At 43.3% G+C, this 13,169-nt stretch carries 12 protein-coding genes, 1 tRNA gene, 1 other RNA gene and 1 pseudogene; 4 read left to right on the forward strand and 11 right to left on the reverse strand.

What is annotated here, in order from left to right; genetic code table 11:
• Nucleotide 1 precedes the first annotated feature (1 nt).
• The 5 genes and pseudogenes from MTTB_RS08400 to MTTB_RS05980 all read right to left on the reverse strand — a co-directional run bounded on the left by MTTB_RS08400 (nucleotide 2) and on the right by MTTB_RS05980 (nucleotide 5,184).
• Nucleotides 2–760, reverse strand: a complete 759-nt coding sequence (locus tag MTTB_RS08400; protein WP_345893997.1) for a hypothetical protein — start codon at nucleotides 758–760, stop codon at nucleotides 2–4.
• 126 nt (nucleotides 761–886) lie between these two features.
• Nucleotides 887–2,019, reverse strand: a pseudogene (locus MTTB_RS08455) (STT3 domain-containing protein); the annotation flags it as partial.
• Nucleotides 2,004–4,109, reverse strand: coding sequence for a dolichyl-diphosphooligosaccharide--protein glycosyltransferase subunit STT3 (locus tag MTTB_RS05970; protein WP_248564110.1), 2,106 nt, complete (start codon nucleotides 4,107–4,109; stop codon nucleotides 2,004–2,006). The gene MTTB_RS05970 and the pseudogene MTTB_RS08455, both read right to left, overlap by 16 nt.
• Before the next feature lie 82 nt (nucleotides 4,110–4,191).
• Nucleotides 4,192–4,716 carry an inosine/xanthosine triphosphatase gene (yjjX, locus tag MTTB_RS05975; RefSeq protein ID WP_248564111.1) on the reverse strand — a complete coding sequence of 175 codons (525 nt, stop codon included), beginning with the start codon at nucleotides 4,714–4,716 and terminating at the stop codon, nucleotides 4,192–4,194.
• Nucleotides 4,717–5,184, reverse strand: coding sequence for a phosphopantetheine adenylyltransferase (locus tag MTTB_RS05980; protein WP_248564112.1), 468 nt, complete (start codon nucleotides 5,182–5,184; stop codon nucleotides 4,717–4,719). It abuts the gene before it with no gap.
• 141 nt (nucleotides 5,185–5,325) lie between these two features.
• Between MTTB_RS05980 and MTTB_RS05985 the strand changes: the two genes are divergently transcribed.
• From MTTB_RS05985 to MTTB_RS05995, 3 genes are read left to right on the forward strand one after another with little or no spacing between them, the layout of a single operon-like run.
• Nucleotides 5,326–6,777: a radical SAM protein gene (locus MTTB_RS05985; protein WP_248564113.1), complete on the forward strand. Its 1,452-nt coding sequence runs from the start codon at nucleotides 5,326–5,328 to the stop codon at nucleotides 6,775–6,777.
• Nucleotides 6,777–7,904 (forward strand): pyridoxal phosphate-dependent aminotransferase, encoded by a 1,128-nt coding sequence (locus MTTB_RS05990; protein WP_248565297.1) that lies wholly within the window; start codon nucleotides 6,777–6,779, stop codon nucleotides 7,902–7,904. The genes MTTB_RS05985 and MTTB_RS05990 overlap by 1 nt, the downstream gene beginning before the upstream one ends.
• Nucleotides 7,897–8,769: a cation diffusion facilitator family transporter gene (locus MTTB_RS05995; RefSeq protein ID WP_248564114.1), complete on the forward strand. Its 873-nt coding sequence runs from the start codon at nucleotides 7,897–7,899 to the stop codon at nucleotides 8,767–8,769. Before MTTB_RS05990 ends, MTTB_RS05995 begins: the two co-directional genes overlap by 8 nt.
• Here the strand turns inward: MTTB_RS05995 and MTTB_RS06000 are convergent.
• The 3 genes from MTTB_RS06000 to ffs all read right to left on the reverse strand — a co-directional run bounded on the left by MTTB_RS06000 (nucleotide 8,766) and on the right by ffs (nucleotide 9,682).
• Entirely contained in the window at nucleotides 8,766–9,251 is a 486-nt protein-coding gene (locus MTTB_RS06000) for a DUF6790 family protein (protein WP_345893999.1), read from the reverse strand. The genes MTTB_RS05995 and MTTB_RS06000 overlap by 4 nt on opposite strands.
• A 26-nt stretch (nucleotides 9,252–9,277) precedes the next feature.
• Nucleotides 9,278–9,362: transfer RNA gene (locus MTTB_RS06005), tRNA-Ser, on the reverse strand.
• A 3-nt stretch (nucleotides 9,363–9,365) separates the two neighbouring features.
• Nucleotides 9,366–9,682: signal recognition particle sRNA (ffs, locus tag MTTB_RS06010), an RNA gene on the reverse strand.
• 182 nt (nucleotides 9,683–9,864) lie between these two features.
• Between ffs and MTTB_RS06015 the strand changes: the two genes are divergently transcribed.
• Entirely contained in the window at nucleotides 9,865–10,737 is an 873-nt protein-coding gene (locus MTTB_RS06015; RefSeq protein WP_248565298.1) for an inorganic phosphate transporter, read from the forward strand.
• Here the strand turns inward: MTTB_RS06015 and MTTB_RS06020 are convergent.
• The 3 genes from MTTB_RS06020 to MTTB_RS06030 form a co-directional block, all read right to left on the reverse strand.
• Nucleotides 10,712–11,080: a CBS domain-containing protein gene (locus MTTB_RS06020; RefSeq protein WP_248565299.1), complete on the reverse strand. Its 369-nt coding sequence runs from the start codon at nucleotides 11,078–11,080 to the stop codon at nucleotides 10,712–10,714. The two genes, MTTB_RS06015 and MTTB_RS06020, sit on opposite strands and share 26 nt — an antisense overlap.
• Nucleotides 11,081–11,099: 19 nt before the next feature.
• Entirely contained in the window at nucleotides 11,100–12,020 is a 921-nt protein-coding gene (locus MTTB_RS06025; RefSeq protein WP_248564116.1) for a 2-phosphoglycerate kinase, read from the reverse strand.
• A 65-nt stretch (nucleotides 12,021–12,085) separates the two neighbouring features.
• Nucleotides 12,086–12,736 (reverse strand): metallophosphoesterase, encoded by a 651-nt coding sequence (locus MTTB_RS06030; RefSeq protein WP_248564117.1) that lies wholly within the window; start codon nucleotides 12,734–12,736, stop codon nucleotides 12,086–12,088.
• Between the last annotated feature and the right edge of the window lie 433 nt (nucleotides 12,737–13,169).

Genomic DNA, 13,169 nt, shown 5'->3' on the forward strand with positions numbered 1-13,169 from the left:
CTCAGCCTCCTCCTATATATATTCTTATTTTTTGGTTTTCAAAGACTTTTATAAAATCTCCAACATTTTCACCTGCTAAAAATTTTACCAGGAGCGAGTTTCTATAGTTTTTATCCACGATTAATGTCCTATTTCCTATTATTATCATGGAGAAGCTGCTTTTTTTGTCAATGATTTCTTCACTTCCATCCCTGATTATGGAATACGGCCTCCCCCCATTATCCACATAGGTTATTGGTTGGTTTGTAGTTGGTGTTTTTATCCTTGTGGCCATCTCATCTACTATTACGACAATGAATGGTCTTGTAGTCCCTGGGTGGGTGTACTCTAGTACTTTTTCGGCTTTTTCATCTGATAGGCCGTTCTCCTTTAATATGTTATATGCAGTTTCTTTATCTACTGCTAGTATACTATGAAGTATGGTGTATGAGCGTGTTTTGTTGTGGGTGTAATTGTTGAGGAGGAGATAGGCTTGGTCTCCGCTTGTGGCTAGCATCTTAAAAGTATTTTCTGCAAGGATGGGATTGTCTGTTGTGAGTGCAAGGTTTATCCAATAGTCGCGGGCTGTTGTGGGAATCTCCGGGTCCAGTCTATGATCATACCAGTATCCTCTTATGGGTAGGGTTTCAATGTAGGCTAGTCTACCATCAAATGCAACTGGCCTGTGGGCTTCACTAGCGAAGAAATGGCCATAACTCCAATCCGTGATTATAACACTATCCTCTGGCGTGTTACTGTTTATCCACTGGGCTGCTTCCATGAAATAATCATCATAACCCGGTTTAAAATCGGATGTTACACTCAAAAGTGAAAAAAACTGTAAAAATATAACAGATAGTATACTCAACTGTAGAATATTAATTATCCTATTCTTATGGATATTTTTTAATCTCCTTTTTAGGGTATTGTTAAATTCGTGCCAGAACATCCCAGCCAGGATAGATAAAGGTGGGATAAGTAACATGATGAACCTAGCACCTTTAAGGGTGGAAAAAACCGATGAAACACTCCACAAGAATAATATAAGCCCGGTTAATGATCTAACACGCCTATATAATGTAATTAGGCCAATAAGTCCAAAGATAAGGATTAAAGGGGATGCAACAACTATAAATGTTTCCATGGTGGGTGTTTGCAATTCCGCAACGTCCCTATACGAGTCGGGCCAGGGATACCAGATGTTCCCCCCACCTAAAAGATGAGCAAGTTGCATAGGGGTCATGAGAGCATTAAACAAGCCGAATATATTAAAGATTCCAATAAGAGAAACCGAAACCGAAAGAAAAGGCAAAACTAGACTAAAATCTCTACCTTTGATAGGGTTAAGAAATGCTACCAATAGAATATAGAAATAATATATCCACCCATTCCATGCAAGTGAAAACAGAAAGAAAAAAAAACCAGAACATCCAGCCAGTATCATCCTATTCCTTTTTATCTTCGCATTTTCAGCCTCAAACAGCAACCATATTATGATAAGTGGGAATAGTATATTCAACATATCAGTATCAAAAAATCCGAAGTTGGTCCTATAAACATATAATGGTGCGGTCGCAACCAGCACGCCCGTTATAAAACCCCAAATTCGCCATTAAGCCTGCGAGAGAACAAAAATCCGATAACAGCAGCTAATGGGCCCATGATCGTGGGAAGCCACAAACACGCCTCCTTTAAACTCATAGAAGTTACAAAATTCAGAATATAATAAAATCCTATCGTAATATAAGAAAGGAGTGGTGGATAATCTACTGGGACGCCAGGCGGATAATATGAATGCAGATCCCATGGTTTCCCATCGATAATCTTATCCCCCAGATAACCATGATCTAGGAGATTTCTTGTTAAACGATAATTGTAGTATGAGTCGCTTTCTTGGAAATATTGAAGGCCACCATCATCATAGTATAGGCTTTTGTCAGGGGATGGAAAATCAATATTTCCAATCCTGACAATAAACCCTAATAAGAATATTATAATGACTATGAAGATCATCCTAAGTTTCATCATTCCACAACCCATACTATCGTGGAATTGTTCGTGTAGACCGGTTTAAAGTTTCTTGTCTCCTCTTTGAATATTACAAGTTTTACAAAAAGCGAATCCCGGAAACTCTTATCCATTATTATACTCCAATTCTTATCTAGGAGAAATATTACAATGAAATTGCTTTCTTTGTCACCGGCCATCAGCCTTGTGGAATTCCCATCCCTTATCAGAGTATTATATGGTCTCTTGTTTTCCCATGATCCTCCAGTATCCAGGTCTAATGTGACATTATTAGAGTATCTTCTGATCCTACCAGTATCATTTGATGAGCCAATAGAATAGATACCGGTATGACCCCTTGATTTGTTAAAGTCCCACCCACCATAATAGAAGTACCATCGCCCAGCGAGTATCATATTGTCACATGTTAATATGATAAATGGTTGTTTTTTAGTGGGATGCGTGTATGATAGTAGCCTCTCAGCGAATATGGGATCCATATTATATTTTTCTTCCAATATTCTTCCCGCTTTTTCCTTATCAACGCCCAGTATATCATCTAAGATCTTTACAGTTAAGCTGGTACTTCCTGTTTTGTTTTCAAGCAACTTTATGGGTTTATCACCACTTGTAGATAACATGCGGAATATTCCAATGGATAAACTCTCATTATTAACCGCGAATGCATGATCAACCCAATAATTTCTCAGAGTTTGTCTCCCGCCGTCAATGAGCACTGGCCTTTGGGAGAAGGCTGCTATTGGGTGTCCGTAGCTCCATTCACTGATGATAACAGTAGATTGTGGTGTTTCATTCTTTATCCAAGAACAGGCAAGTACAAAATCATCATCAATACAAGGTGGGAGACGGATCTCTAATGCTTGCACAACAGAGATCATAGACAACAGGACCACTAAGGCCAATATGAGGGGTTTCCTAGACTTTTTTAATCGTTTGAATGGTGAATGTTTAAGGTAGGATCCCATAACCCCAAAGAGTAATCCAGTGCATATTGTAAGGGGTGGTATGGCTAATAATGCGAAACGTGCAGCCATGTAATATGCCAAGTTACCTATTATAAGCCATGTTAGGATTAAAATGAAAGGATACCATGTAAGCCTTGGAAGATGAATCCTCCTAAGTTCATCCCTTAGCATAATGCTCCCAACTATTATAATCCCAAATAATCCAAGACACATATTCAAGGGGCCGGCTGCTGATAAAAATTCATCAAAACCAGGAGCCTGCAGTTCACTTATGGATCCGTGCACATCCGGCCACCCATTAAAGGCTAACGGCTTAACTGCGAACCTAAAAAAAGTGGAAAAAATTGTAAGATAACCTAAGCGCCCAAGTAGGAATATAATGGTGAGGGAGACTATGATAAAGATTGTTAGCCTCTTAAGGAAGCCGGTTATCTTCCCTCCTCTGATTCTGGAGAGTATGATATATGGTATGCTTGATAGGATTATAATATAGAATATGTATCCCCAGCCATTCCATGCAAGTGAGAAGATAGCAAGTGACAAAGACGATAAAACAGCCGGCATATTCCTGTTTGTTTCTATGGCCTTAGAAAAAAAGAAAGCAACAAGAACTGGGAAGAAAATAATGAAAATGTCAGTGTCATAGAATCCTGGCACAGTCCTAACGAAGTATGATGGTGCCAGGACAACTAGTACTCCAGCGAAAAGACCTGCCAGGCTACCAGCATATCTTCTGACAAAGAAAAAAATTGGAATCCCTGCTAATGGTCCCATGATCGCGGGCAACCAGAAACAAGCTTCCATAAGATCAGTGACAGTGAAAAGGTTCAAGAACTTGTAGAATATTATAGTAATCCAGAGGATGAGCGGAGGATAATCAACAGGCCCCCCAGGAGGATAATGTGAATGCAAATCCCAGGGTTTTCCATTAATGATCCTGTCTCCAGGGTGCCCATGATCTAATATGTTAGCGGTTAAACGAGAATTATAGTATGAGTCTGGCTCGTACATGTATGGTAGGCCATTCTCATCAGTGAAATAGGATTTATCAACAGTATTGAGTTCAACGGTTTCTAGGCGCGTGAAAAAGCCCGCGGAGAATATTATCAAGATTATAATGTATAATTTTTTATCCAATGTAGGGTCACCTTCTCATATTCTATAGAGCCTCTCCTTGAGGTTGAAAGGCCCTGAGATGGGCTCCTGTGAAAGGCTAACCTCATATTTTGTAGAGTTTAGGGTTTAGGTGGGGTATCATGGCCATGAGTATGCACTGCTCCGTGTTTTCTATCCGGTTTAGCAGGCCGCGGGTGAGGATGGCTATCGCCCCTGTTTTTTCTCCCAGGTTTTTTATTCCTGTGATCTTATCCATGATGTCCCCTACTTCTTTCCCCTTTTTTACTTCTTCTATGACCATTGGCGGGTATTCGAATCCTGCGCTGACCCCCAGTGTGACTGTTTCGCCATTATAGGTTGCGCACCATTGCAAGTCAACGTATCCGGTGAGTGTAAATGGCGCTTCTAGAAGGCCTGATTCTATTCCTATGCTCAAGTCGCAGTCCTTGTATGCCCTCCGGGCCCTGTTTATAGCCCCTCTTATTGTCTGTTCTAATCCTATTGGCTGGCTTGGGACTCCAGGGTCTACTTTCACTCCTGTGACCTGGACTTTCTTGTAGATTTTCTCTAGGACGTTCTTTGTTGCTTTTATCTTGACCGGGTTTCGCGACCCGACTTTGACCTTCATCTATATCACTTTGAGTATTTTACCTTTCTTGTCTATTTCCCCTCTTCTTATCCTTGTGGATGATATGGGCCGGCCGTCTTCTGCTTTCACCATGCTTATTGTTATTATATCCAGTGGGGGTAGTTTTTTCTCTTTTCGGATCTTGTTTATTTGCTCTGCCCTGGGTTGGGTTTCTTCACTCACTATTATGGCCTCGAATTTCTCCTCATCTATTGTGGGCCCGTATGGGTCTTCTAGTTTTTCTATGTAGAAGTTTTTGTATCCCTGCTTTTTTAGGTATTTTTTCAGGTTTTCTATACGTTTTTTGCAGGGTTCTATTGGGTCTTTTTGGGCTGCGAATTTGTCTGATGTTACTCCGATGGCCACGGTCTCGGCTACTTTGAATGCCTTCTTTAGGAGGGTTTGGTGGCCTTTGTGGAATTTGTCGAATGTACCCCCTACTGCTGCTAGTTTGTATTTTTTTCTCAAGGTTTCCACCCTATAGGTTAATTAGGGTGTGGGAGTATATTAGGTTTTGATATGTTGCGTGAGTATAATGTTGTGGTGAAGGATCCGCGTCTTGTGGATGTGCGCGTTGCCAGTGTCTATCCTAGTTTTTATAGGGTGGCTATGTCTTCCCTTGGTTATCATATTATCTATGATTTTTTGAATTCCAGGGAGGATACCTGGTGTGAGAGGTTTATTTACCCGTATCGTGGGAGTTTTGAATCTTCTAGTCTTCTTAGAGATTTCGATATTATAAGTTTTACCATACATTATGAGGAGGATTATTTTAAGGTTCTTGAGATGTTGCATCGGGGTGGTATAGACCCCCATAGGGGTGGGGGGCGTGGACCCCTTGTTATTGCTGGGGGTCCAACCGTAACCGCCAATCCTCTTCCTTTGGCGGATTTCGTCGACCTTTTTGTTATCGGAGAGGCCGAACCCGTCCTAGATGATGTGGTGGATGTTTTCATGGGCTTGGACGACCCCAGGGGGGGCTTGGACGAGTTCAAGGAGATAAAGGGCGTGTATGTGCCTGATAATCCTGCTGAGAGGGTTATAGTTGAGGATATGGACCGTGCCTGTCATCCAGTTCGTCAAATCGTCTCCGAATCTGATGATCCAAGTTTTGAACCAGCCCTTGGCCATTCCTTCCTCCTAGGAGTTTCCAGGGGTTGCGTCCGTGGTTGCAGGTTCTGCATGTCAGGTTACCTTTATCGTCCCAAGCGTGAAACATCCCTTGGTAGATTGTTTAATATTGCAGAGCGTGGCAAAAAAGCCACCGGCCTTGACAGCATATCATTGATAGGCGCAGCCGCATCTGATTACTCAAGGATAGACAAGCTTTGTGAAGGCCTAGTTGATATGGGTTTCAGGGTTAGTATGCCATCACTCCGCATAGAATCCGTAACAGAAAACCTACTGGACGTCCTCGCAGAGGGAGGTCTTAAAACAGTGACCCTAGCCCCCGAGTCCACCTGGGAGATCAGAAAAAGGTTGAACAAGCCCATCACTGACGATAAAATATTCAAGGTTACCAGAATGGCTGTGAATAAAGGCTTATCTGTTAAAATGTATTTTCTGGTTGGAGCCCCAGGAGAGACACTAAATGATCTTAAGAAACTCGCAGATTTTATAAAAGCATTATCTAGGTTAGGGCCTGTTAAATTCAGCATAAACCCCCTTGTACCTAAACCCCACACTCCACTTCAATGGGAGGCCTTCAACCTAGATGAGATGAAAACCAAAATGAGTTTCTTGAAAACAAAACTTAGGGGTTTGCCTGTTAAAATGGGGAGTCCAAGATCCGCCCTTATACAACATGTATTATCTACTGGCGGCCCTGAAGTTTCAAAGTTGATAGAGGAGGCCTGGCAGGGGAAAACAACCCTGAGAGATTGGAAGTTGAAGTCCCGTGGCCGTGAACCTGGAGAAGAGCTACCATGGAGTAAAATAGATGTGGGTCTTAGGGATGATTTTATAATGGAGGAACACCTGAAAATGAAGGAGGATAAACTAACACCCTACTGTGAATACGATTCATGTTATAAGTGTCTTAAGAGGACGTGCAAGAGCTGATAATCATGTATGCTAGGAGATTGAAGGGTATAAGCTTGTCAAGGATCCGTAAAATGTTCGAAGTCGAAGGGGAGGATATCATAAACCTTGGGATAGGCGAACCAGACTTCGAAATCCCAGAAGATTCCAAAAAGGCCATAATAGACGCCCTAGAGGAGGGGTTCACCCATTACACGCCAAACAAGGGCATCCCAGAGCTTAGAGAGGCCATAGCAAAAAAACTAAAATCCGACAACAACATTAAAAGGGACCCCGATGACATCATAGTAACAGTAGGGGCGAGCGAAGCACTCTACATGTGCGCACAAGCCCTAATAGACAAAAAAGACGAAGTCCTAATACCAGACCCAGGTTTTCTATCATATAACGCCTGTGTAAAACTTGCAGAAGGCAAACCCATACCCATACCACTAGAAGGAAAAAACTTCCGAACAAACCCCGAAACAATAGAATCCCTAATAGGCAAAAATACAAAGGCCATAATATTAAATTCCCCATCCAATCCCACAGGCGCGGTCACGGAAAAAGATGACATCAAAGCAATAGCAGAATTGGCAGAAGAAAAAAACCTTATAATAATCTCAGACGAAGTCTATGAGAAGATAATCTACGAGAAGAAACATTACAGTCCAGGCCAATTCACAGAAAACGCCATAATAATAAACGGTTTCTCCAAAACCTATGCTATGACAGGCCTCCGCATAGGCTACATCACCGCACCAAGGGAGGTCATAGAAGAACTACTAAAAATCCACCAATATAATACCGCCTGCGCGCCATCAATATCCCAGGCAGCCGCCCTATCAGCCCTAAAAGGCCCACAAAGGGTGGTTGACCATATGGTGGCAGAATTCAGAAGACGCAGAAACCTAATGCACAAGAGACTGAACAACATGGGCATAGAATGTAACAAACCAGGCGGAGCATTCTACATGTTCCCCTATGTAGGCGACGAGGCAAAATTTACAGAAAAAGCACTCGAAGAGGGAGTTGTTGTCGTCCCAGGGAGTGCTTTCGGTTACAATGGCAAAGACCATGTAAGATTCTCATATGCAACCTCCTATGATAAGATAAAAGAGGCCATGGACAGAATCGAAAACATAACGGACGTGATCCCCATTGGATGACCGGGCCAAACTCGGCAAAAAAGCCGCATATACAGGTATAATAGGTAACATCCTACTCACCATATCAAATTTTACAATTGGGATAACAGCTGGAAGTGTCGCCCTAGTCGCCGAAGCAGCCCACACACTATCAGACATACTAACCTCCATCATAACATTCATAGGCTTCAAAGTTGGTATGAAACCAGCCGACCTAGAACACCCCTATGGACATGGCAGAGCCGAAGCCATAGCAGGTCTCATCATAGTATTATTCCTCGGGATAATAGCCTATGAAATACTATCAGAAGCATACAAAAAACTGTTCATCATAACAACACCACCCGATTATCTCGCCGCGGCCATGGCACTTGTCGGTATAATCGCAAATTCTATCATGACACATTATATGATGAGCATAGGTGAAAAGATTAACAGTCCAGCCATCATAGCCGATGCACAGCATCAAAAAATCGACATACTCTCATGCACACTCATACTAGTAGGTGTCATAGGATCCAACCTCGGATTAAAATTCCTAGACCCACTTGTAGCCATCCTAATAGCAATCATAGTCTTAAAAACAACATTCGATGTCGGACGCGAAAACATTAATAATATCATGGGCAAAGTCCCCTCAAGAAGTATCATGGCCGAAATCAGACGCTCCGCAATGTCCATAAAGGGTGTTATGGGCATACACAATGTCCGTATAAACTATTTCGGACCCTACGCCGCTGTAGATCTCCACATAGAAGTCGATGGTGACATGAACCTCAGAGAAGCCCACTGCCTAGCCCACAAAGTCGAAAAAAAGATAATAGAGGACATAGACCTTATAAGGATAGTGAACGTCCACACCTGCCCATTCAACGAAAAATATTAAACCCTAGACTCCCCCTTCACAACAACCTTATAAGCTGCTAAAAGCCCCAATAATAGGACGGGTAATATTATATCAAAGTATAATGGGGCTCCAACATTCCCAGGAGCATAATTCCCCCTGAACATGTCCATTATGTGTATATAGGCCGCGCCAAGGTAGAAAATGGAAAATCCTAGTATAGTCGCTGTCCAAAACTCGCCCCTAAACCTCCAAGATAAAATTCCAAGAACACCATAGGAGAGATTCGCCACCGCAACCTCCAATTGGAAAGGACTACCAGCCGGCCAACCTATATATGCTGCTATACGCTCACCCATGAAAGCATGTCCAATAAAAGCCCAAATAGAGGATAAACCAACCATCACCACAAGCAAAGCTAAAAGAACAGACTCAATAACCACACCCCTTGTCCTCGGCCCCCTATAGACTAGAACCAGGGCAAAAATCAGGGCCAGGATAGGCCATAACCATAATATGTCCATAATTTTTCACCAATTTTTTGTGTGAGCGCCGGGGACGGGATTTGAACCCGCGCGATCCCAAGGATCATTGGCTTAGCAGGCCAACGCCATACCAGACTAGGCGACCCCGGCAATGGTGGGGCTCGTCCAGGAGTGGACAGTCCTCCCAGCTACTAGTGATCCAGGTGTCCAGCTCCACCCCGCCGACCCACAAGCATCAGCTGTCCACGGTAGGGCTGCTCCTTTCCAGGCCTGACCCGGTTCCCGTGGCTAAGATAGTTCACCCCAGCCCTCCAGCCGGGGCCCTATCACCGCTGATCCTGTGGGACGAGGCTTCTACACTGGACACCTGGGCTAGCAACTGGTTGGGCTGCCGCCTCCTGGACTTCGACCGCGCCGTATAGGGGATTTGCGCTTACAGAGGACCCCTAACCCTCCGGTCTAGCCCCGTGTTTATATTGTTTTTATCTGATATTTTAAGGTTACCCTTTTATAAACACTATGGTGGATAATATTATATATGGATTCTCTCCTCTTGCTAAGTGTCCTTTTAGGTTTGTATTTCGCCTTTAATATTGCGGCTAATGATATTGGTAATTCTATTGGCACTGCTGTGGGTAGTGGCGCCCTGAGTATGCGGAAGGCTCTTCTACTAGGCGCCTTCTTCGCCTTCCTAGGGGCTCTATTTTTTGGTGGTAACATTATAAGGACCATTGGAGAGGGTATAATACCCCCTGATACCTTTAATGTGATTACAGGTTTTGCTGTTATTCTGACTGCTGCTATTTGGATAACCATAACACTCTTGCATGGTATACCCATCTCTGGTTCAGATGCTATGGTTAGTGCTGTTATTGGTGTTGGTCTTGTGAGTGTTGGCTGGACTGGTATGAACCTAAACACTATAACCTATATAATCCTAAGTTGGATCTCCTCCCCAATTATAGGCTTTTTTTCAGGTTTTTTAACATACCATATTATAAAAGTAGGGGTTATCAGGCGCGTGAAGAGCGTTTCTGTCAGGGACCGGCTGGAGAAACTCTTCTCATACTTTCAACTGTTTAGTTCGTCTTTTTCAGCGTTTAATGTTGGCGCCCTAGACTTTGGGGTGGCTATGGGCGTGCTATTCACCCTATCAGGTGGGAGTTCGGATTTTCTGAAGATTGTTGGGGCTCTGGGACTTGTTACAGGTATAATATTCCTTGGTGATAGAGTGACTGAGACTATAGGCAGGCGCATTACAGAACTTGTACCCACAAGGGGCTTCTCGGCCCAAGCTGCGGCTTCTGTTGTCGTTTTCCTCTTTGTAAATTATGGTATGCCCATTTCACCAACCCAGACCCTTGTAGGTTCCGTGATAGGGGTTGGCCTGGCCCATGGGACTTCCACGCTAAAATTTGATGTTATAAAGGACATCGGATATACATGGATTTTAACTATACCAGCATGCCTAATATTAGGGGCCGTAACCTATTCTCTCCTCAAAGTTCTTTCAGGACTTTTATAATGTCACCATCAGAGATTATACCCACGATCTCATCATCCTCCACCACTACCAGTTGGTTTATGATGCCCTCATCCTGGCCGTATTGGTACATTCTCTCTATGGCATCCTTTAAGGTTTCCCCGGGTTTTATGGTGGCAACATCCTCTACCATAACCTCCCCTACTGTCGTGCCCAACATGTAATTGTCTAATATGAGGTTGTGGCCAAGGTCTGTGGCCGTCACTATACCCCTGAGTTTTCCATCCTCTTCAACTGGTAATGCGCTTATTTTATGTTTCATGAGTTTTTCAAATGCGAAGACCACATCCTCTGATGGTTTAACCGTGATAGGATCCTTTGTCATAACATCTTCGACTTTTATTTTATCCAATTTCCTCAGCAACTTCCTTGCCTCCTTTTACAGTTGTCTTAGTAAGAGATTTTATGATCGAATCTATCGTGGTGACAACATCAATGTTTTCGATGACTGGCACATTATATTTCCTGGCCTGGGCCTCGAAGTACTTGTGTATCCTCCTTATAGCCCAGAAGTAGCTTATGTACCTCTTCAATGGTCTTCTGGCCCATGTTTGTCTGCATCTCGAATAGAATCTTCCCTTGTGGATGTTCTCATCCGGTACTGTTAAAACAAACATTGCAACATTTTCCTTGTTCACGAGATCCTCTCTTATGAATCCTGGCACGATGTGAACACCCTCAATCACAATACTTATACCCTCCTTGAGGGCTCTTTCGATTACAGCCTCCACACCAACACTCACAGTATCTACATGGTCTCTGAATCCTATCAGGACTTCGTCAAGTTCTGGTGGGGGTGGTATCCTGAGTGACTGGTATGCCGTGTAACTTGACTCATATAATGATGGTAGAAGATCCCTGGATACTATCTTACGCATTACCTCCCTTATCATGTCTGTACTTATCATGTTCCTTATACCTAGGCGGTTAGCGACCTCGAATGCTATTGATGAAGTGCCGACACCTGACGCTCCACCTATGAGTATTATGAGGGGCTCTTTATGCTCTCTTATACGCCTCCAGAGCATGTATTTTTCCGCTATCTCCTTGTCTTCCTCTTTGAGCTTATCAAACACTATCTCTACTAGTTCGTCGATTGTTATAAGGTCTATCTTCTTTTTCTTAAGGTAGGCTTCTATCTTTGATGCGAAAGTGTAAGCCTTGTTCGGGTCCATTTCGGCCCTGGTTAATGATCTTGCAAGAACACCCTTCGAGAATGGTTCTGTATACTTTTTACCACTCACTTCTCCTTGGACCATTATCATGGATTTTCACCCCCAATAAAATAAGAAAGATAAAAATCCCCATATGCACTCGCGGCGTCTGGGGGCTATCCTAGTTTTATGAACTTTGTATTTATTTTCCCATCATCTATTTCTATTAGACATGCTTCCCCCTTGGAGGTTTCTCCAGGGTTTATTATGATGGTGTCTCCTATCCTGTCCTCTCCCCTACCTTCGTGGATGTGACCGCAGATATTAAGTTTTGGTTGGTGCTCTTCTATTATCCTCCTTATGCTTTTGCTGCCTACATGCTCTCCACTGGGTAGTTTGTCTGCTCGCGTACCATATGGGGGTGCATGTGTTATGAGGATTGTTATATCATCCTTTATGGCATCTTTGAGGATCTGGTATATTTCATCTTCTTCAAATTCTAGTGGGGTGTTAAATGGTGTTGGATTCGATCCCCCAAGGCCACAGAATGAAATCCCCTTTATGTTAGTGGTTTTGGCGTGTATGTTTAATGCCTTGGAATTTTCTATGTGGGCGTGTATACCATGGGGGTCGCAGTTTCCCGGCACTGCCAGGACCGGTATCTTGTGTGCTGCCATATCATCTAATATGTCCCTTGCAAGTTCTGGTGGTCCGAAGTGTGTTATATCCCCTGCTATTATTATAAGGTCTATTTTGTTTTCTTCGAGGTATTGGTGGATTGTCCTCGGGTTTATACCATGGAGGTCGCTAAGTGCTAATATATTCATATTCATATCACCCCGTGAAGTGCCCTATCCCATCAGATTGGGGCTCCAGCGTCCAAAAAGCAGGTCCTTGCCTGCTCTCCCCATTCTTATCCATGGGGTTTGAAAATTTTATGGGAGACATTTGGTTTGGAAACTTTCCTTCTCCCCATTGCGTGGGAACATCCCCCTAGGAATATTATAGTAGAGTATATTTTAACTTTACCGGCGGGGAACCCATGAGCCCAGAAAAGATTTATTAGTGTGTGTTCAGTTTACCCCCATATCCTATAGGCTGAAAGGAGCCGGTGGGATGATCAAGAGGGGAGAAGGTAGGGGATTATCCTCTGATTAAAGTGAATATTTGGGGACGGGCTGGGAGAGCCCACCAGACTATGACTCTACATGGTATACTCAGCAAGGCTTCGTCATTGGAGCATCCATCCGATAGGATGGT

Source organism: Methanothermobacter tenebrarum, assembly GCF_023167465.1.
In the GTDB taxonomy this organism is placed as follows: domain Archaea; phylum Methanobacteriota; class Methanobacteria; order Methanobacteriales; family DSM-23052; genus Methanothermobacter_A; species Methanothermobacter_A tenebrarum.

Excerpts from the sequence above, each read along its gene's own strand:
- MTTB_RS08400 (WP_345893997.1), bottom strand. The coding sequence starts at position 760 with ATGGAAGCAGCCCAGTGGATAAACAGTAACACGCCAGAGGATAGTGTT.
- yjjX (WP_248564111.1), bottom strand. The coding sequence starts at position 4,716 with ATGAAGGTCAAAGTCGGGTCGCGAAACCCGGTCAAGATAAAAGCAACA.
- MTTB_RS05985 (WP_248564113.1), top strand. The coding sequence starts at position 5,326 with ATGTCTTCCCTTGGTTATCATATTATCTATGATTTTTTGAATTCCAGG.
- MTTB_RS06000 (WP_345893999.1), bottom strand. The coding sequence starts at position 9,251 with ATGGACATATTATGGTTATGGCCTATCCTGGCCCTGATTTTTGCCCTG.
- MTTB_RS06015 (WP_248565298.1), top strand. The coding sequence starts at position 9,865 with ATGCGGAAGGCTCTTCTACTAGGCGCCTTCTTCGCCTTCCTAGGGGCT.
- MTTB_RS06020 (WP_248565299.1), bottom strand. The coding sequence starts at position 11,080 with ATGACAAAGGATCCTATCACGGTTAAACCATCAGAGGATGTGGTCTTC.
- MTTB_RS06025 (WP_248564116.1), bottom strand. The coding sequence starts at position 12,020 with ATGATAATGGTCCAAGGAGAAGTGAGTGGTAAAAAGTATACAGAACCA.
- MTTB_RS06030 (WP_248564117.1), bottom strand. The coding sequence starts at position 12,736 with ATGAATATATTAGCACTTAGCGACCTCCATGGTATAAACCCGAGGACA.